At 53.3% G+C, this 19,590-nt stretch carries 20 protein-coding genes; 9 read left to right on the forward strand and 11 right to left on the reverse strand.

Annotated elements, in window-relative coordinates; all coding sequences use genetic code 11:
• The first annotated feature begins 33 nt into the window (after window positions 1-33).
• Window positions 34-963: an Rpn family recombination-promoting nuclease/putative transposase gene (locus OGY72_RS11040; RefSeq protein WP_286547768.1), complete on the forward strand. Its 930-nt coding sequence runs from the start codon at window positions 34-36 to the stop codon at window positions 961-963.
• A 38-nt stretch (window positions 964-1,001) separates the two neighbouring features.
• On the opposite strand, the gene OGY72_RS11045 is transcribed toward OGY72_RS11040, so the two are convergent.
• Both OGY72_RS11045 and OGY72_RS11050 read right to left on the reverse strand, forming a co-directional pair.
• Window positions 1,002-2,198: a nicotinamide mononucleotide deamidase-related protein YfaY gene (locus OGY72_RS11045; RefSeq protein ID WP_008785325.1), complete on the reverse strand. Its 1,197-nt coding sequence runs from the start codon at window positions 2,196-2,198 to the stop codon at window positions 1,002-1,004.
• A gap of 79 nt (window positions 2,199-2,277) precedes the next feature.
• Window positions 2,278-2,820, reverse strand: coding sequence for a YfaZ family protein (locus tag OGY72_RS11050; protein ID WP_286547769.1), 543 nt, complete (start codon window positions 2,818-2,820; stop codon window positions 2,278-2,280).
• 318 nt (window positions 2,821-3,138) lie between these two features.
• Between OGY72_RS11050 and nudI the strand changes: the two genes are divergently transcribed.
• The 8 genes from nudI (at window position 3,139) to arnF (ending at window position 11,224) form a co-directional block, all read left to right on the forward strand.
• A complete protein-coding gene (gene nudI / locus OGY72_RS11055; RefSeq protein ID WP_125112762.1) occupies window positions 3,139-3,564 on the forward strand; it encodes a nucleoside triphosphatase NudI in 426 nt (141 codons plus the stop codon).
• Window positions 3,565-3,847: 283 nt separating this feature from the next.
• A complete protein-coding gene (arnB, locus tag OGY72_RS11060; protein WP_148361711.1) occupies window positions 3,848-4,987 on the forward strand; it encodes a UDP-4-amino-4-deoxy-L-arabinose aminotransferase in 1,140 nt (379 codons plus the stop codon).
• Between the two features lie 2 nt (window positions 4,988-4,989).
• Window positions 4,990-5,973, forward strand: a complete 984-nt coding sequence (gene arnC, locus OGY72_RS11065; protein ID WP_003834699.1) for an undecaprenyl-phosphate 4-deoxy-4-formamido-L-arabinose transferase — start codon at window positions 4,990-4,992, stop codon at window positions 5,971-5,973.
• A complete protein-coding gene (arnA, locus tag OGY72_RS11070) occupies window positions 5,970-7,952 on the forward strand; it encodes a bifunctional UDP-4-amino-4-deoxy-L-arabinose formyltransferase/UDP-glucuronic acid oxidase ArnA (RefSeq protein ID WP_148361709.1) in 1,983 nt (660 codons plus the stop codon). The genes arnC and arnA overlap by 4 nt, the downstream gene beginning before the upstream one ends.
• Window positions 7,949-8,851, forward strand: a complete 903-nt coding sequence (gene arnD, locus OGY72_RS11075; protein ID WP_125112627.1) for a 4-deoxy-4-formamido-L-arabinose-phosphoundecaprenol deformylase — start codon at window positions 7,949-7,951, stop codon at window positions 8,849-8,851. Before arnA ends, arnD begins: the two co-directional genes overlap by 4 nt.
• Window positions 8,848-10,506: a lipid IV(A) 4-amino-4-deoxy-L-arabinosyltransferase gene (gene arnT, locus OGY72_RS11080; RefSeq protein ID WP_125112628.1), complete on the forward strand. Its 1,659-nt coding sequence runs from the start codon at window positions 8,848-8,850 to the stop codon at window positions 10,504-10,506. The genes arnD and arnT overlap by 4 nt, the downstream gene beginning before the upstream one ends.
• Window positions 10,503-10,838, forward strand: a complete 336-nt coding sequence (gene arnE, locus OGY72_RS11085; protein WP_003834709.1) for a 4-amino-4-deoxy-L-arabinose-phosphoundecaprenol flippase subunit ArnE — start codon at window positions 10,503-10,505, stop codon at window positions 10,836-10,838. The genes arnT and arnE overlap by 4 nt, the downstream gene beginning before the upstream one ends.
• Complete coding sequence (gene arnF, locus OGY72_RS11090; protein WP_003834713.1) at window positions 10,838-11,224, forward strand: 4-amino-4-deoxy-L-arabinose-phosphoundecaprenol flippase subunit ArnF; 387 nt, start codon at window positions 10,838-10,840, stop codon at window positions 11,222-11,224. The genes arnE and arnF overlap by 1 nt, the downstream gene beginning before the upstream one ends.
• Window positions 11,225-11,226: 2 nt before the next feature.
• Here the strand turns inward: arnF and pmrD are convergent, their stop codons facing one another.
• From pmrD to OGY72_RS11135, 9 genes are all read right to left on the reverse strand, one after another.
• Window positions 11,227-11,490, reverse strand: a complete 264-nt coding sequence (pmrD, locus tag OGY72_RS11095) for a signal transduction protein PmrD (RefSeq protein WP_003834715.1) — start codon at window positions 11,488-11,490, stop codon at window positions 11,227-11,229.
• 95 nt (window positions 11,491-11,585) lie between these two features.
• Complete coding sequence (gene menE, locus OGY72_RS11100; protein WP_286547770.1) at window positions 11,586-13,010, reverse strand: o-succinylbenzoate--CoA ligase; 1,425 nt, start codon at window positions 13,008-13,010, stop codon at window positions 11,586-11,588.
• Window positions 13,007-13,969, reverse strand: a complete 963-nt coding sequence (menC, locus tag OGY72_RS11105; protein WP_125112629.1) for an o-succinylbenzoate synthase — start codon at window positions 13,967-13,969, stop codon at window positions 13,007-13,009. Before menC ends, menE begins: the two co-directional genes overlap by 4 nt.
• Complete coding sequence (gene menB, locus OGY72_RS11110; protein WP_003027671.1) at window positions 13,969-14,826, reverse strand: 1,4-dihydroxy-2-naphthoyl-CoA synthase; 858 nt, start codon at window positions 14,824-14,826, stop codon at window positions 13,969-13,971. The genes menC and menB overlap by 1 nt, the downstream gene beginning before the upstream one ends.
• Before the next feature lie 14 nt (window positions 14,827-14,840).
• Window positions 14,841-15,599 carry a 2-succinyl-6-hydroxy-2,4-cyclohexadiene-1-carboxylate synthase gene (menH, locus tag OGY72_RS11115; protein ID WP_286547771.1) on the reverse strand — a complete coding sequence of 253 codons (759 nt, stop codon included), beginning with the start codon at window positions 15,597-15,599 and terminating at the stop codon, window positions 14,841-14,843.
• Entirely contained in the window at window positions 15,596-17,266 is a 1,671-nt protein-coding gene (menD, locus tag OGY72_RS11120; protein WP_003834726.1) for a 2-succinyl-5-enolpyruvyl-6-hydroxy-3-cyclohexene-1-carboxylic-acid synthase, read from the reverse strand. The genes menH and menD overlap by 4 nt, the downstream gene beginning before the upstream one ends.
• Before the next feature lie 87 nt (window positions 17,267-17,353).
• Window positions 17,354-18,652, reverse strand: a complete 1,299-nt coding sequence (menF, locus tag OGY72_RS11125; protein ID WP_057066387.1) for an isochorismate synthase MenF — start codon at window positions 18,650-18,652, stop codon at window positions 17,354-17,356.
• A gap of 104 nt (window positions 18,653-18,756) precedes the next feature.
• Window positions 18,757-19,062 carry a stress response protein ElaB gene (elaB, locus tag OGY72_RS11130; protein ID WP_003027683.1) on the reverse strand — a complete coding sequence of 102 codons (306 nt, stop codon included), beginning with the start codon at window positions 19,060-19,062 and terminating at the stop codon, window positions 18,757-18,759.
• Window positions 19,063-19,125: 63 nt separating this feature from the next.
• Window positions 19,126-19,587: a GNAT family N-acetyltransferase gene (locus OGY72_RS11135; RefSeq protein WP_003834735.1), complete on the reverse strand. Its 462-nt coding sequence runs from the start codon at window positions 19,585-19,587 to the stop codon at window positions 19,126-19,128.
• Window positions 19,588-19,590: the final 3 nt, after the last annotated feature.

Below are 19,590 nucleotides of genomic sequence, written 5' to 3' on the forward strand. Positions count from 1 at the left end.
CACGCCATCTTCTCTTTCTGGTGACGGACTACCATGGCTAAATCCACTACATCTACACCGCATGATGCCGTTTTTAAAAAGATAATGTCTTACCCTGAGATGGCTCGGGATTTTCTGGATATACACCTTCCCATCGCATTACGTGAGATATGTGATTTACAAACGCTGAAGCTGGAGTCCACCAGTTTTATCGAACAGGATCTCCGCGCATACTACTCCGACGTAGTGTGGTCACTAAAAACCCGCGAAGGCCTGGGCTATATTTATTGTGTTATTGAACATCAGAGTACCGCGGTACCGCATATGGCATTTCGCCTGATGCGTTATGCCACCGCGGCGATGCAGCATCATCTTGATGCCGGGAATAAAACGCTGCCGCTGGTGATCCCCATGCTGTTTTATCACGGTCAACAAAGTCCCTATCCCTGGTCGCTCAACTGGCTGGATGAATTTGATAATCCGCAACTGGCACGACAACTGTATTCAGAGGCTTTTCCGCTGGTCGACATTACCGTAATACCTGACGATGAAATCGCGCAGCATCGCAGGGTTGCGCTGCTTGAGTTGATGCAAAAACATATCCGCGATCGTGACTTAATGGGGTTAGTGGATCGACTGGTCTCGCTATTAGTTACAAGCACTGCTAATGACAGCCAGCTACAAACGCTATTTAATTACCTGCTACGGTACGGCGACGTTTCTCGCGTCAGCGAGTTTATCCGCGAAGTTGCCGAACGATCCCCCCATCACAAGGAGAAGCTGATGACAATTGCAGAGAGACTCAGGCAAGAAGGCCACCAAAATGGACTGCAAGAAGGGATACAGCAAGGGTTAGAACAAGGGGTGCAAAAAGGTACGCAAGAAGAAGCCTTACGTATCGCTCACATAATGCTGGAACAAGGTATTGATCGTGATTTAGTTCAGTTAATTACCGGGCTATTGCCTGGCGATACCACCGCATGAGCCAGATTGGGAAGGCATTTAGCCTTCCCAATCAATAATTAAATCGTCAACGACTCAACCACTTCGATCCAGCCGTGTTCGCTAGCGATATCCTGATTGTTAAGCCAGCGGCGCAGCATATTTAGCGCCATCATCGCGCACACTTCCTGACGAATCGCCAGGCTGTAGCGATTTGCATTCAGCCTTACGCGCAAGGCGTGTGTCCCATCAGGCGTGGCCAGCGCAAAGTTAATATGTTCGTTTTCGAAAGCCGATATCGCGAGTGCCAATCCAGCATAATGTTTGCTGCGTCGTTCGGTTATCCAATGCGCCGTTTGCGCCAGCGTTTCTTCCTGAGGCGGAACCACTTCACTCGCCAACAGTGGCGCATTCGCACGAGAAAGCTGCAATGCCACCAGACCACCGGTGAATTGTTCGCTCAGCGTCAGGCTGAATTGCCGTTCTTGCAACGTGCGGGCGATTTGCGCGGGTAAGCCTTCCGTACCTTCAAAAATCATATTCTGCCCGGCAACCCGCTTAACTTCTGGCCACAGCGCCAGCATCGCTTCCCGTTGGGAATCCGGACCGGTCAGCTTCAGCTCAATAATTGGCATTGAGGAGCGATAACCCATTGTTACTCCCGGAGGCAACGGGAGCGGATCCAGACTCTGCGCCAGGTCGCTTTCAGAACGGCCAAAGGTGGTTAATCGCAGGCATAACGGGGGCTGAGCCAAAGAGAAACGCTCACGCAAACGAGGCAGGATCTCATGCTCCACCATGACTTTGAATTCTGACGGTACACCTGGTGTAAAGAACATCAGGCAGCGGTTAAGCTTCAGGGCGAACCCACACGCGGTACCCACCGGATTATTGATAAACTCAGCGCTGGCCGGAAGTTCAGCCTGTTTGCGGTTGCTTGGCGCCATCACGCGGCCACGATCGCGGAAATATCGCTCCATCTCGGCCAGCCATGCTTCATGCAGCACCAACCCTTCGCCTTTTGCCGTTGCCGCTGCCAGCGCGCTCAAATCATCGCTGGTAGGTCCCAGACCGCCATTAACGATCAGTACATCGGCGTGCTCGCTACGCTCACGCAAAACGGCGACCAAATCGTTAAGATTGTCACCTACCGTGTTGCGGCGTGTTAGCGGTAAACCCTGATTAAAGAAAAAATCGGCCAGCCAGGCGGCATTAGTGTCGACGATTTGTCCGTGCAACACTTCATCCCCGGTGGATAGCATCTCCACGTTTAACATCGTGTTCTCCTGCTTTTATGATGAAAACACTATAACGCATGGAGGGGGGAAGGCGCGACTGAACGCCGCGCCAGAAATGTTAGAAGCTGGCGTTAACCCCAACGTACGGGCCATCAGCAATCGCGTTATCACGGTTGCCATCTTTGCCTGCCAGGTTTAGGTAACGATAACCGGCTTCGATGCTCAGCGGACGCATAATGGTCAGACGCGCACCGGCATTCCCTTCTTCATAGCTGTCGATACCGCTGGAAAGTGAATCAGGAGAGTAATAATACTCACCAAACAGACGGAAGCTATCGCCAATCGGCCATTGTAAACCACCACCGACAGCGGCAGCATAGCCTTCATCGCCATCATTTGGATTGGTATAAATACCTTTACCACCAACGGTCGCCATCAGCGGCCCCAGTGGGATATTCAGACCTAAACCCAGCCCGGCAACATCACCGTCGTCATCGTTATGCATCCAGTTACCGCTGACAGCCAGACCGGTGGTCTCAGTGCCCATACCGAATCCCAGGTTGGTGTAGTCTTCACCAGCCTGGCCGCTGATGCTAATCGCGTTCGCCGACGCGGAAACAAACAGCATTCCGGCAAAACCCAACATTAAACTTTTTTTCATTTTCTATCCTTTCCAGCAAGAATCAAAACATAGCCCCAAAACCGATGAATTGTACTGTCAGATGACGAGGAATCAATGAGCTAAAAAAGCGATGCAATGACATATTGTAACTAAATACTACTCACAAGATTTGTTAAAGGTTAAATTCTTGTGCCAATTACACAGATGAACGTCCCAGAACGTCATTTTCAACAAACATCCTGATTTCCCTGCCAAAGCGCTCTTAATTGCCAATGAAACATTTTTTCTGCCGCCAGCAAAAGGTAAGATGAGCACATGATGGAATTTTTCTATACCTCCCCCACAAGGACTCGAATGATGCGCCAAAGAACGATTGTTTGCCCATTAATTCAAAACGATGGCTGCTATTTACTCTGCAAAATGGCTGATGACCGCGGTGTGTTTCCCGGTCAGTGGGCGCTTTCCGGTGGCGGTGTTGAACCGGGTGAACGTATTGAAGAAGCTCTGCGCCGTGAAGTGAGGGAAGAGCTGGGCGAACAACTGGTGTTATCAGAAATTACCCCCTGGACCTTCAGTGATGATATTCGCACTAAAACCTATGCTGATGGCAGTCAGGAAGAGATTTACATGATTTATCTCATCTTCGATTGTGTGGCGGCGAATCGTGAAGTGAAGATTAACGAAGAGTTCCAGGCATTCGCCTGGGTTAAACCGGAAGATCTCGGTGCCTACGATTTAAATATCGCCACGCGTAAAACGTTAACCTTGAAAGGGTTACTGTAGGTTATCATTTTAATAACGGCATATAATTAACATTCCGAATAGCGGCATTGTACTCATAAACTTATAGCAAACAGCAATGCCGCAAAAACAGAAAAAATAATTTAATTTCATCAAGATAAATAAAAATCACCTCTATTTATCCGTCTATCCCAAACCTTAAACTCTTAAGGATAAATTAACCTTCAGTCATTAACCTTTATAGCCTGATGAAATAATTAACGACGCCCCTGTTTATCACTAAAAATAAAGCTTTGGTGGCGTTAAATGGCTTGAAGGAATAATGATGTCTGACTTTTTGCCTTTCTCTCGCCCGGCAATGGGTGCTGAAGAACTTGCCGCAGTGAAGGCAGTTCTGGACTCTGGGTGGATAACCACCGGCCCGAAAAATCAACAGCTGGAAGAAGCCTTCTGTCAGCTCACAGGAAATCAACACGCCGTCGCCATCTGCTCCGCCACGGCGGGTATGCACATCACGCTGATGGCATTGGGCGTAAGCGCAGGCGACGAGGTCATAACGCCGTCGATGACGTGGGTTTCTACCCTCAACATGATTGTCCTGCTGGGGGCAACGCCCGTCATGATCGATGTCGACCGCGATACGCTTATGGTCACACCTGAGCAAATTGAAGCCGCTATCACCCCACGAACCAAAGCCATTGTTCCGGTACATTACGCTGGCGCTCCCGCCGACCTCGACGCGATTTATGCCATTGGCGAGTGTTATGGCATCCCGGTAATAGAAGATGCAGCCCATGCCGTAGGGACATTGTATAAGGGCCGTCATGTCGGTGCTCGCGGTACGGCAATCTTCTCGTTTCACGCTATTAAAAATATCACCTGTGCGGAAGGTGGACTGATCGTTACCGACGACAGCCAGCTCGCTCAGCGGCTTCGCAGCCTGAAGTTTCACGGTCTGGGCGTTGATGCTTTTGATCGACAAACCTACGGCCGGGCACCACAAGCCGAAGTGCTTGCACCTGGATACAAATACAACCTGACGGATATCAATGCCGCTATTGCGCTGGTACAGCTGAATAAGCTGGAGCAACTGAACTCACGCCGGGCGCAAATTGCCCAGCACTATCAACAAGCGCTGGCTGATACGCCATTTCAACCGCTGGGCCTGCCCCAATGGTCGCACGTTCATGCCTGGCACTTATTCATCATTCGAGTTGACGAAACGCGCTGCGGGCTGAGCAGAGATGCCCTGATGGAAGCGCTGAAGACCAAAGATATCGGCACCGGTCTGCATTTTCGTGCGGCCCATACGCAAAAATATTATCGCGAACGCTTCACTACCCTTTCGCTCCCAAATACTGAATGGAACAGCGCGCGCATCTGCTCGCTGCCGTTATTCCCAGACATGACTGAAGCGGATACCCAGCGGGTCATTACGGCGCTTCGCGAGATCGCAGGACAATAACCATGTTTGAAGCTGCACCAATCAAAAAAGTCTCGGTGGTCATTCCCGTTTTTAATGAACAGGAAAGCCTGCCAGAGTTAATCAGACGCACCAGCGCCACCTGCGAGAAATTGGGCAAAGACTATGAAATTCTGCTCATCGACGACGGCAGCAGCGACCGTTCCGCTCAGTTGATGATGGACGCCTCTCAGGCACCGAACAGCCATATTGTCTCTATTTTACTGAATCGTAATTACGGACAGCACTCGGCGATTATGGCCGGTTTCAGCCATGTCACCGGAGACTTGATCATCACGCTGGATGCCGATTTGCAAAACCCGCCGGAGGAGATCCCACGGTTGGTCGCCACCGCAGATGAAGGCTTCGATGTGGTAGGCACGGTACGCCAGAACCGTCAGGACAGCGTATTTCGTAAGACCGCCTCACGAATGATCAACCATCTGATACAGCGCACCACCGGCAAAGCAATGGGTGATTACGGCTGCATGCTACGCGCCTATCGCCGTCACATCGTCGATGCCATGCTGCATTGCCAGGAGCGCAGCACCTTTATCCCTATTCTGGCCAACATTTTTGCCCGTCGCGCCACGGAGATCCCGGTACATCATGCAGAGCGTGAATTTGGTGACTCCAAATACAGCTTCATGCGTCTGATCAACCTGATGTATGACCTGGTGACTTGCCTTACCACCACGCCGCTTCGCATGCTGAGCCTGTTGGGCAGCGTGATTGCCGCCACCGGCTTTACCTTATCCGTCCTGCTTGTTGTTCTGCGCCTGACGCTCGGCCCACAGTGGGCCGCGGAAGGGGTATTCATGCTGTTTGCCGTTCTGTTTACCTTTATCGGCGCACAGTTTATTGGCATGGGTTTACTCGGCGAATATATCGGTCGCATCTATAACGATGTCCGCGCCCGCCCCCGCTATTTTGTTCAACACGTTATTCGCCCACAAACCACGCAGTCAACCGAGGAAAACCGCGCATGAAAGCCGTCGTATTTGCCTATCACGATATGGGATGTCAGGGTGTCCAGGCCTTGTTGGATGCAGGTTATGAAATCGCTACCATTTTTACGCACACAGACAATCCGGGTGAAAAAGCGTTTTTTGGATCTGTTTCCCGCCTCGCGGCCAGCGCCGGTATTCCGGTTTACGCCCCAGACGAGGTTAATCATCCCCTGTGGGTTGAGCGCATTAGCCAACTGGCGCCGGATGTTATCTTCTCATTCTACTATCGCCATTTACTGAGTGATGAGATCCTCAGTCTTGCCCCTAAGGGCGCATTTAATCTGCACGGCTCGCTGCTGCCGAAATACCGTGGTCGCGCCCCGCTGAACTGGGTATTGGTCAATGGCGAAACCGAAACCGGCGTCACGCTTCACCGCATGGTCAAACGCGCGGATGCCGGTGCCATTGTTGCCCAGCAGCGCGTTGCTATTTCACCAGATGATGTGGCGTTAACGCTGCACCATAAGCTGTGCCAGGCAGCGCGTCACCTGCTGGAAGAGGCGCTGCCCGCGATTAAAACAGGAGATTATGCAGAACTCCCCCAACAGGAAGCAGAGGCGACCTGTTTTGGTCGCCGTACGCCGGAAGATAGCTTCCTCGACTGGTACAAAGCTGCCGCGGAGTTACATAACCAGGTCCGCGCCGTCAGCGATCCGTGGCCGGGCGCATTTAGCTATGTTGGCACACAAAAGTTCACCGTCTGGTCATCGCGCGTTTGCACAAACGACATTGCGGCCCAGCCGGGCACCGTCATCTCCGTGTCTCCTTTACTGATCGCCTGTGTCGATGGTGCACTGGAGATTATTACCGGACAAGCTGGCGATGGTATTGCAATGCAGGGTTCACAACTGGCGCAAGTTCTGGGTCTGGTGCCAGGTTCTCGCCTGAACAGCCAGTCAGTGACCACCAGCAAACGCCGTACTCGCGTACTGATCCTCGGCGTTAACGGCTTCATTGGTAACCATCTGACCGAGCGCCTGCTACAAGAAGATAATTACGAAGTGTATGGACTCGATATTGGCAGCGACGCCATTGGGCGTTTCCTGCAACATCCGCGATTCCATTTCGTCGAAGGTGATATCAGTATTCACTCCGAATGGATTGAATATCATGTGAAAAAATGCGACGTTGTGCTGCCGCTGGTGGCGATCGCAACGCCTATCGAATATACCCGCAACCCGCTGCGCGTATTTGAGCTCGATTTTGAAGAAAACCTGAAAATCATTCGTTACTGCGTGAAATACCGCAAGCGCATCATTTTCCCGTCAACCTCCGAAGTCTACGGCATGTGTACCGACAAAGTCTTTGATGAAGACAGTTCGAATCTGATCGTCGGTCCGGTCAATAAACCACGCTGGATCTACTCCGTATCCAAGCAGTTACTGGACCGTGTTATCTGGGCGTACGGCGAAAAAGAGGGATTGCGCTTCACCCTGTTCCGCCCGTTTAACTGGATGGGACCGCGTCTGGACAGCCTTAACGCCGCGCGTATCGGCAGCTCACGCGCCATTACACAGCTGATCCTCAACCTCGTGGAAGGTTCACCGATTAAGCTGATTGAAGGCGGTAAGCAAAAACGCTGCTTTACCGACATTCGTGATGGTATCGAAGCTCTGTACCGCATCATTGAAAACGAAGGCGGCCGCTGTGACGGTGAGATTATCAACATCGGTAATCCGCAGAACGAAGCAAGTATTCAGGAACTGGCAGAAATGCTGCTTTCCTGCTTTGAAAAACATCCGTTGCGTAACCACTTCCCGCCGTTTGCCGGTTTCCGTGACGTCGAAAGCAGCAGCTACTACGGTAAAGGTTATCAAGACGTTGAGCATCGTAAGCCTAACATTCGCAATGCAAAACGCTGCCTGAACTGGGAACCGACCATTGAGATGCAGGAAACGGTAGAAGAGACGCTGGACTTCTTCTTACGCAGTGTGGATATCACGGAACACACATCATGACCAAAGTAGGCTTGCGTATTGATGTCGATACATTCAGGGGGACGCGCGAAGGCGTGCCCCGCCTGCTGGAGACATTAAACCGACATAACGTTCGGGCAAGTTTTTTCTTTAGCGTTGGGCCTGACAACATGGGGCGCCATCTCTGGCGTCTTGTGAAGCCGCAATTTCTGTGGAAAATGCTGCGTTCAAACGCAGCATCGCTCTACGGATGGGATATTTTATTGGCGGGAACCGCATGGCCGGGAAAAGAGATTGGCCAGGCCAACGCGGCAATCATTGCACAAACCGCCCAGATTCATGAAACCGGTTTGCATGCCTGGGATCATCACGCCTGGCAGGCACGAAGCGGAAACTGGAATGACAAACAGCTGATTGATGATATTTCGCAAGGCATCACCGCACTTGAAGCCATCATCGGTCAGCCAGTCTCCTGCTCTGCCGTTGCCGGATGGCGTGCCGACAACCGTGTCGTCCATGCCAAAGAAGCATTCCATCTGCGCTATAACAGTGACTGTCGGGGAACGTCGTTATTTCGTCCGGTGCTGGAATCCGGGAAAACGGGGACGCCACAAATTCCCGTCACCCTACCAACATGGGATGAGGTGGTTGGTCAGGAGGTCCAGGCGGTGGACTTCAACTCTTATATCCTCTCCCACATCCAGATGAGCAGAGGAACACCGGTGTACACCATTCATGCGGAAGTTGAAGGCATCGCCTTTCATCAGAATTTTGACGAGCTGCTTACTCGCGCCGCGGACATGGGGATGACATTCTGCCCGCTTGGCGAGCTGTTACCTGACGACATCAGTACACTGCCGTTAGGACAGATCGTACGTGGAAAAATACCCGGCAGAGAGGGATGGCTCGGCTGCCAACAACCGTTGAGTGTGACACAATGAAATCTGCTGCCCGCTACACTCTGGCATTTATCGCTTTAATCGCACTGTATTTTATTTTACCTATCAACAGCCGTATGCTCTGGCAGCCTGATGAAACGCGCTATGCTGAAATCAGCCGGGAAATGCTCAACTCTGGTGACTGGATCGTTCCACACTTTTTAGGGCTGCGTTATTTTGAAAAACCAATTGCCGGATACTGGTTGAACAGCATCGGACAATGGTTGTTTGGCGCCAATAATTTTGGCGTCAGAGCGGGGGCTATTTTTGCCACTTTGATGACGGCGCTACTGGTAGCCTGGCTTGCCATGCGACTGTGGCAGGATAAGCGTACCGCCGTACTCTCCTCCGCTATCTTTTTAACGTTTTTTTCGGTTTACAGCATCGGCACCTACGCGGTACTTGATCCCATCATTGCGCTTTGGCTGATGGCGGGCATGTGCTGTTTTTGGGAAGGCATGCAGGCCACCACCAGAACACGCAAAATCATCGCTTTTTTGCTGCTTGGTCTGACCTGCGGTATGGGTGTAATGACCAAAGGTTTTCTGGCACTCGCCGTCCCTGTGCTTAGCGTATTACCATGGGTTTTTGCACAAAAGCGTTGGAAAGACCTCATTCTCTACGGTCTGCTGGCGGTGATCGGCTGCATCGCGATCGTACTACCGTGGGGTATAGCGATTGCGCAACGCGAGCCGGATTTCTGGCATTACTTCTTCTGGGTTGAACATATTCAGCGCTTTGCGCAGGATGATGCCCAGCATAAGGCTCCTATCTGGTACTACATCCCGATATTTGTGGCAGGCACATTACCGTGGCTCGGGCTACTCCCCGGCGCGCTGCGTACGGGCTGGCGTGAGCGGGATGTTCCGCGCAGTGCTCTGTACCTGTTAAGCTGGATTATTATGCCAATCCTGTTTTTCAGCATCGCGAAAGGAAAACTGCCGACCTATATTCTTTCCTGCTTCGCGCCGCTGGCGATATTAACGGCGCGCTTCGGCCTGCAGGCTGCGGAAAAAGGCTCGACCGCGCTGCGCGTGAATGGTTGGATCAACGTGCTGTTCGGCATCGTCGGCATCGTCGCCACGTTTATTGTTTCCACGCTGGGTCCATTGAAGACGCCAGTCTGGTCGCATATCGAAACGTATAAGGTTTTTTGTGCCTGGGGCATCTTTATCATCTGGACGCTTTTTGGCTGGTATACGCTAAATAACCGCGAGAAGAACTGGAAATTCGCAGCACTATGCCCATTAGGGCTGGCGCTGTTATTTGGCTTCTCCATTCCTGACCGGGTGATGGAATCTAAACAGCCGCAGTTTTTTGTCGAGATGACCAAAGAATCGCTGGAGCCGAGCCGTTATATTCTCACCGACAGCGTTGGCGTCGCTGCGGGACTGGCCTGGAGCCTGAAGCGCGACGACATCATGATGTACGGACAAACGGGCGAGTTAAAATATGGCCTCAACTACCCGGATGCCCAGGGTCGCTTTGTCAGCCGGGAAGGCTTTGCCGACTGGTTAGCGCAACATCGACAGCAAGGAAACATTACGCTCGTGCTCTCGATTGATAAGAATGAAGATATTAATCAACTTGCCATCCCTCCCGCTGACTACATTGATAATCAGGGGCGTCTGGTCCTGATTCAGTATCGGCCCAAATGATCTGGATAGCCTTAGTCCTCGCCAGCCTGCTCAGCGTCTGCGGCCAGCTATGCCAGAAGCAGGCGACCCGACCGGTGTCTGTTCGTGCGCGAAAACGCTACATTACGCAATGGATTGGGCTTGCTCTGGCAAGCCTCGGCCTGGCCATGCTGCTATGGCTGGCGGTTTTACAAAACATTCCTGTCGGTATTGCCTATCCCATGCTGAGCCTTAACTTTGTCTGGGTTACTCTCGCCGCATGGAAAATCTGGCGCGAACCCGTAACAACCCGCCACTGGCTGGGCGTTGGGCTGATCATTACCGGCATATTTATTCTTGGGAGTGCAGTGTAATGGGCGTATTTTGGGGATTATGTAGCGTGATGATCACCTCCATCGCCCAGTTGAGCCTCGGCTTTGCGATGGATAATCTGCCGCCAATGCTGCAGCCGCTGGCGTTCATCTCTGCCGTATTCTCTGTCAGTATCGGAGCGTTTGCTTTATATGCCGGATTGACAGGGTATTTACTGTCAGTGATTTGCTGGCATAAAGCCCTACACCAACTCGCGCTGAGCAAAGCCTATGCCCTACTCAGCCTGAGCTATGTGCTGGTGTGGGTTGCCTCAATGATCCTGCCCGGCTGGCAGGGAACATTTTCAGTGAAAGCGCTGGCAGGGGTACTGTGCATCATGGCAGGGCTAATGACGATTTTTCTGCCTTCACGCAAACACCAACCCTGAGATTACTTATCTTCAGACTGTCGTAACAGACGTTCCCATTCATCACAGATGTACTGTCTGGCATCAATTACCTTAATGACCCGGGATTTATCGCGGTTAATACAATACTGTGCATCCTTCAGCGGTGAAAGGAGATCGCCGGGCTTAACCCGCTCGGAAGATTGCGCCTCAGCAAGCATCTTTAGCGAACCACCGCTATCGCAAAGTACGATATAGAGCTTCCCTGCTTTTTTGTGACAGCAAGACTTCTTCACATGCCATTCCATAGCGCACCTTTTGTTAATAAATTTCACAATAGGTTACACTTTAGCAGGTAAACAAAAAGACAATAGCTGCGGAATGACAAAAACGAGAAATACTGTTAATGTTTTCTTAATGTTAATGATGAAGCGCTTACCCAATCCAATAACGCACGGCGCGAAATTTTAATTCCTCCAGCTTTGAGCTCGGGCGGCAATGTTAGCCAACATACCGGCTGCTGAAAGCGGGCCAGCTTATCTTTTACCCACACTGCGAGATTAGTTTCTCCAGCATTAGCGTCATACTCAATGACCGCCACCGGGCGATGGCCAAACTCTTTGTCTTCTATCGGCACAATAAAGGCTTGTAGAACATGCGGATGCGCTGCAATCACGCGTTCCACTTCTTCCGGCTGTATACCTTCCCCGCCGCTAAAAAACAGATTATCCATACGACCGACAATCGTTAACTTGCCGTCCTTTAGCATGCCGCGATCGCGGGTTGCAAACCAGCCTTCCGCGTTCACTAAAGGAATAAGCTGTCCGTTACGCCAGTAACCTTGCGCCATGCTGGCAGCCCGTAGCCAGACTTCATCATCAACGATTCTGACTTCTCTGCCTGCCAGAGGGGAACCCACATCTGCCAGACCATCCGCCTCTTTCGCACAGACCGTAGAAGCAAACTCCGTTAATCCGTAACCGCACCAGCAACGAATCCCTTGCTCGCGCGCTTGCTCCGTCAATTCAACAGGAATTGCAGCGCCGCCCAGCAGTACCGCTTTGAGCGTGACTGGCGTGTTGTTGACCAGCAAGCGCCACAGCTGCGTGGGCACCAGTGAAGCGTGGGTACATCCAGCCAGCATTTGCTCCAGCGGCTGCTTGTCGCGCACGGTCATTCGCGCTCCGGCGAACAACCAGCGCCACAAAATACCCTGGCCGGAAACATGAAACAGCGGCAGCGAGAGCAGCCAGTCATCCTCAGCACCAAACGGCATTAATGACAGGACGCCCTGCGCGCTTGCCAGATGCGCCTGACAGGTATGAACAGCCGCTTTTGGCAATCCGGTAGAACCTGAAGTTAACGTCATCGTGCTCAAACGTTCAGGCAACCACGCTGCGGCGTGATCGCCTGGCAATGGCTGCATCTGCAACGGGCTGAGTTCCGGAAGTGCGATAGCGGCCTCCAGATCCAGCGCAAAACGTAGCGTTAAGTCCGGGATCAGCGCATCAAGCAGCGGCTGAGGCAACTGTGGGTTCACAGGTAAAACCCGCGCCCCACATTGCAGCAGCGCGAGCCAGGCCAGCAAAGCGCGCGGATGATTCCACGCGCGAAGCAGAACACCATCGCCCTCTTCCACGCCCTGAGCGGCAAAACCGCAGGCCAGATGATCGATGCGAGCGCAGAGATCGCTCCAGCTTAATACCTCATCGTTGAGGCGTAAGGCTGGCACCTTCGCACGAACCTGTCGCCAGTGACGCCACGGCCAGTCACCCGGTTGTACCAAGCCCGATAAGCTCACGCTATCGGACCTTTCCTGCTGGGTCATAGCAGACGTTCCAGCGCATCAACGTCGATACACGGCAACGTGCTACCCGGCCAGGTGCGAACCTGCTGGCACTGCATCAGGCTCAGGGTATCCAGACCCGGAATGGTCTGCGGCGTTAACCATGCGGCAATTCGCGCCAGCTGGGTTAAGCCCAGACTAGACTCGATTGACGAACTGATAACGGCAGTAAGACCAAGCGCATGTGCCGCAGCCACCTGTTCACGGACTTTATCGAGACTGCCGGTCAGCGTAGGTTTGATAACAACGGCCTTGACGCCTTCTTCGGCTTCGAAGGTGAAATCCGCTTCACGCAGGCTTTCATCCCAGGCGATGGCAATGCCGGTTTCACGCGCGAAGGCACGGGAGTCGTCGCGGGTTTTGCACGGTTCTTCGAGGAAGGCAATGCGTCCGCGATACTCCGGATTAACGTATTTCGCGAACTGCTGAGCTTTCAACGGCGTCCAGGCCCGGTTGGCGTCAAGTCGCAAATGCAGCTCCGGGATCGCCTCAAGCAGCAGATTGGCTACCATGCCGTCGCGGACCGCTTCATACAGACCGACCTTGATCTTCGCCACTTTTTCGCCCGGCATGTCCGCCAGTTGTAGCACCAGATCGTCAGGATCGCCCGTGCACAGCGGCGCAGCACGATAGTCCGCGTCCTGTGGCAATACGCCAGTCAGTTCGGCCAGCGCACAGCTTACGCCAAAGGCGACCGAAGGCAGTTGCGGTAAGGAGTCATCCCCTTGCAGCCAGCCTTTCACCCAGGCCAGCAGCTCGGTTTGCGCCTCTTCCCAGCTTTCCTGACTGAAGCCCGGCAGCGGGGAGATCTCTCCCCACCCTTCGCGCTCACCGTCACGAAGACAAACGTACAACCCGTCACGCGTTTTTAACCGCCTGTCGCGCAGAATCACCCCCGCGTCCATGGGGATCTGCCAGCGGTATACCTGCGCGCTACGCATTACGGATTCCGTTTGAATTTGCTGAAATCAGGCTGACGTTTTTGGTTAAAGGCGTTACGGCCTTCCTGACCTTCTTCCGTCATGTAGAACAGCATAGTGGCGTTACCAGCCAACTCCTGCAGACCTGCCTGACCATCACAGTCGGCGTTCAGTGCGGCTTTCAGGCAGCGCAGCGCCATTGGGCTGTTTTGCAGCATTTCGCGACACCAGCGTACGGTCTCTTTTTCCAGATCCGCCAGCGGAACCACGGTGTTGACCAGGCCCATATCCAGCGCCTGTTTCGCATCGTACTGACGGCACAGGAACCAGATTTCACGCGCTTTTTTCTGACCGACGATGCGCGCCATGTAGGAAGCGCCCCAACCGCCGTCGAAGGAACCGACTTTCGGGCCGGTCTGACCGAAAATAGCGTTTTCAGCCGCAATGGTCAGGTCACACATCATGTGCAGTACATGGCCACCGCCAATGGAGAAACCAGCAACCATCGCTACTACCGGTTTCGGACAGGTACGAATCTGGCGCTGGAAGTCCAGTACGTTCAGGTGATGCACACCGGAGTCATCCTGGTATCCGCCGTAGTCACCACGCACTTTCTGATCGCCACCTGCGCAGAACGCTTTGTCGCCAGCACCAGTCAGAATAATGACGCCGATGTTGTCATCATAGCGGGCATCCGCCAGCGCCTGGATCATCTCTTTCACGGTAACAGGACGGAAAGCATTGCGTACCTGCGGACGATTAATGGTGATTTTTGCGATACCATCGGTGGATTTCTCATAAAGAATGTCGGTATAGCCTTCAGAGCAATCGTGCCATTCTACCGGTGCGTAAAGCATTGTTTCATCAGGATAGATCATAAAATGTCCTATAGTCAGCGACGCAGAATCTGAGCCAGACAGTCCACCACGCCCGCGGGGTTGTCCCGATGCGCGTTGTGTCCGGCATTACGAATCACATGGTTTGGTACTGATATTTCCGCCGCCAGAGCGCGGAATTTATCGTCACGTTCACCACATAAATAATAAAACGGAAATGTGCGCGTCGTGAGTTGCGCACGTAAATCAGGTTGTACGGCAAGCGAGGTGGCCTCCAGCATTGCCGCCAGCGTTTGTCCATTATTCTGGCTACGCAGAGCGACCAGCGCCTCTCTTTGTGCCGCGTTCAGCGAGGAAAATACGGGCTGTTGATACCAGTCATGAAACACCTCACGTAGCGGCTCTGCGCGAAAACGCGCGGCCCAGCGGCCATCCGAGAGACGGCGTTGCTCGCGCGCCTCTTCGCTTTGCAAGCCGGGATGTCCACCTTCAATCACCAGACCACACAGCCCTGGCATCTCCTGACAGGCCGCCATCATCGCGACTCTGCCGCCAAGAGAGTATCCCACCAGCCAGTAGTTAAGTATGTTGTAACTAAGTAGAGTATTACGCAGCAAAACGCTGACATCATCGAACCCGCTCACGCTGATGTCAGCGGAGCCACCGTGTCCCGGCAGGTCGATGTATAGCCGCGAATAATCCTGAAACGCTTCGCCGACCGTCTGCCATTCCTGGCAATCACCAGAGAAACCGTGCAGGAAAACCAGCCAGGGAAACCCCGTCTGCCCCTCTTTCGCCTGCGCATGCAGGATCATAGGTGACTTACCTTCGCCAGCAGTTGCTGCAAGGTTTGCGCCCCGTCAGTTTCGTTCACCACCAGCTCAATCACCGTAGCTGCCGGAGTACGCCAGGCATTAGTCAACGCGCTCTCCAGCTGCTCCCAGTTTTCCGGGCGCTGGTATTTAAGGTTAAACATGGCGGCAGCATGCTCGAAATGTACGTTCTGCGGCATCAGATAGAACCGTTCACGTTCGCTGGCTGGCGTCGGCAGCAGGGAAAAAATCTGCCCGCCGTTATTGTTAACCACTATCAGGACAAACGGTGCAGAAACCTGACGCAATAACGCCAGCGCATTCAGGTCATACAATGCAGATAAATCGCCAACAATCGCCAGCGTCGATTTCGCGCTGGCACGCTGTACGCCTGCTGCCGTTGACAGCAGGCCATCAATACCGCTCGCGCCACGGTTGCTATAGACCGGGTAACCAGCCGGAAGCTGCGACAGCGCATCAATCAGGCGCACCACCAGACTGTTACCCACGAACAGCTGGCCCTGCTCCGGCAAGTAGTCGCGGATACGGTGGGCTAGTTGCGCTTCACCAAACGCCTCGCGACGGGCTTCTACCGCCTGCCAGGCCTGTTGCGCCAGACGAGGGATCTCAATACACCAGGGCTGACGTTTCTCCGCCGGATGTAGCTCCAGCCAGTCGCCAACTTTCGCTACCAACCTGCGGCCGCGATGATGGGCCGGATCGAGGCGGCCTTCGATATTATCGACAATCCAGTATTCCTGCGGATCGCAGCTGGCCTGCCATTGCAGCAGACGTTTTCCGGTCAGGCTGCTACCAAGCTGCACCACAATCTGCGCCTGCTGCAATTCAGCTACAGCTTTCGCATTTCCCAGCCACAGGTCGGCGCACGGCAGCGGTTGTCCGGTTTGCGACAGAACATCGCCAATCAGCGGCCAGCCTAATGTCTGCGCCCACTGCGCAACCTTCTTACCTTCTTCCGCGCTCATGCGACCGGCAATGACTACGCCGCGTTTTTGTCGCCAGAAAAACCAGTCGCGCTGTTTGTCGCTTTCCAGCCGACGCGCTTCTCGCAGCCAGGGTTTATCGTCCTGCCACCAGTCGCCGAGGCGCTGCTGCCAGGCAATCCCCGTTTCGTCCATATCGCCATACAGCGGTTCCGCAAACGGGCAATTGATATGAACCGCCCCGCTATGCAGGGCAGCTAACGCATTATCAATAGTGGACACCAGCCAGCTTGCCGGAATGTCCTGAGTCGGACGCGGTAAAGAGAGCGTTTGCGATGGATGCGAGGCAAACATTCCGGCCTGACGAATCGCCTGGTTCGCGCCACAGTCGATAAGCTCTGGCGGTCGGTCTGCCGTAAGTAAAATCAGTTTTTCACCGGTCAGGCCCGCTTCAATCAACGCGGGATATAAATTCGCCACCGCGGTACCGGACGTCACAATCACGGCGACAGGCTGCCGGCTGACTTTTGCCAGACCTAAAGCCAGATGCCCAAGACCGCGCTCGTCAAAATGGGTGTGGTGGATGAATGCGGGGTTTTCCGCTGCCGCCAGCGTCAACGGTGTAGAACGAGAGCCAGGGGCAATGCAGACATGCCTGACGCCGTGGCGAGTGAGAGCTTCCAGAATGACCGCCGCCCAGCGTCGGTTAAATGCGCTTACTGACATGAGATTGTCCGGTATCAATATTGCGACACAGTATAGAGAATCGAATAAATGGATTTTTGATATGAATCGGAAATATACACGAAATCACTATCCTTCCATCTGTAATAAAGTACGTAACCCTGCCGCTTTATTGTCTATTTCTTGCCATTCCTGCTCAGGATCTGAGCCACGTACAATCCCTGCCCCGGCATACAGGCGTACCACGTTTGCGCTAATTTTCGCCGAACGCAATGACACACAAAACTCGCTTTGGCGCAAAGAAAGATAACCCGCTGAACCGGCATACCACTCGCGTTCAAAGGGTTCATTTTGTTGGATGAACTCACGCGCCAGCTCACGCGGAATACCGGCAACGGCCGCCGTTGGCTGGAGCTGCATCAGGCAAAGCGTATCGTCGGCCTGATTCAGTTCCGTCCAGATGCAACGGCGCAGGTGCTGCACTTTACGCAGCCTGAGCACCTGCGGTGGCAGCACATCGAGAGTTTGCGTACAGCCTTGTAGCCGCTGGCAAATATCTTCGACCACCAGCATATTCTCGCGCTGGTTTTTGTCATCTTTCATTAGCCAGTCGCCCAATTGCCAGGCCCGATGATCCTCAGGGTGATTGGCCACAGTTCCGGCCAGCGCCTCGGTGCGCAGCGCCGTATCACGTCGTCGATACAGACGTTCAGGAGAAGAGCCAAGAAAAGCGGTGTCGGCGGAGAATGCCATAAAGAAATGGTAGCAGTTCAGATTTAAGCGACGGCTGGAAGCCATCACGGCAGCGGCATTAACCGACTGAGAAAACTGTAAATCGGTCGCCCGCGCCAGCACGACCTTATCGAGGTCTTCTCCTGCGATCGTTTGAGTAGCGAGTTTTATCAGGTCTATCCAGCCAGCTTTCTCCGGCCAGTGCTGTTCTCCCGTCAAATTCAAACGCAATGCAGGGAGCGGTTTTACGGGAGCAAGCGATGAGATGAAGGCGATCGCTTGTGCAGCGTCTTCACGTAGCGACACGTCGCTATAGAGATGTAAGCGTAAGCTCGCCACTCCGGCGCAACGTCGCCACTCCAGCCGCGGCAGCAGTAAATTGCCACGCTGAGGCTCAAAGGCATTCAGGCCCCAGATGCGCAGGTCGGGATGATTATCATGCTGATGTAAAAATTGCTGGGCTGATTCCAGCGAGGAAAATGCGGCGACGGCCCCTAATACGGCGGCTTCTTCATCGCCGTTACGCTGCTGCCAGTAAAACTGGGGCCAGACGGGTTGACTGGCCAGCCATCCTAAAGCGTCAAACGCATCATTCAGTGGGAAAGGTATATCGTAAATACGAATTCCAGGTGCTGCTGGCATCTCCTGCGATAAATGACGCATCAGACTTTCCAGCGCAGTAGTGATTGAATGCACGCGGACCTCTCCCTGTTAAAAACCTCTCATTATACGGGGTACTGAGCAGAAAAAGCAGTACCCCCAGTTAGGGAGTACGTACAAATGCGATGACAGAACGGAATTTATCGCCGCGCTAACAATAATCCCATCACTAAACCGACTGTGGCGCCAACGCCGATTCCGCGCCAGGGTTTTTCGTGCACATAGTCATCCGCCCGACAAACGGCTTTTTTCGCACGGTAATAGTAGCTATCAGAAGCATGGCTGACGCGATTTCTCACCTCTTCTAACGCCCGCTCTGCCCGCGCTTTTAACTCAAGGTATTTTTGATCTGCTGGGTCGCCAGAAGAACGCAGCACCTCTTCCAGCGTTTCGCTTAATAATTCCAGATCATCATCGATACGTGATTCATAAGAATGAAAAGACATTATATTCTCCCTTTCTATTGACGTACCCGCTAACTATAGACAACCTGGACTGATTGCGCCTGTTTACGCCTGATGTGCTTCCCGCGCCATTCCGACGTGTGGAATACCATCTTCGTCATAGATATCCGTCACCGGAACAAAGCCAAAGCGCGCATAGAACGATTGCAGATGCGCCTGCGCGCCCAGATACAACGCCTTGTGTGGCCAGTGTTGCACGCAGGATGCCAGCGTCTGGGCCATTAGCTGTTGCCCCAGTTTTTCACCACGCAGCGCTTCGCTTACAATCACCCGACCAATCACTACCGGCTCCAGCTCGTCATCGCTTTTCAGAATCCTCGCATACGCCACCAGCTCATCGTTATGCCAGCCCAGAATATGCCGATTCTCTCCGGCCAGGTCATCGCCATCCACATCCTGGTACGGACACTGTTGCTCAACTACAAACACCGCGCATCGTAGCTGAAGTAGTGCGTACAGTTGTTGGGTACTCAGCTTTGCATGGTGGAGATCTTGCCAGTGAATCATTGT

Origin of the sequence: Citrobacter sp. Cpo221, from assembly GCF_030332345.1 — a bacterium.
In the GTDB taxonomy this organism is placed as follows: Bacteria; Pseudomonadota; Gammaproteobacteria; order Enterobacterales; family Enterobacteriaceae; genus Citrobacter; species Citrobacter portucalensis.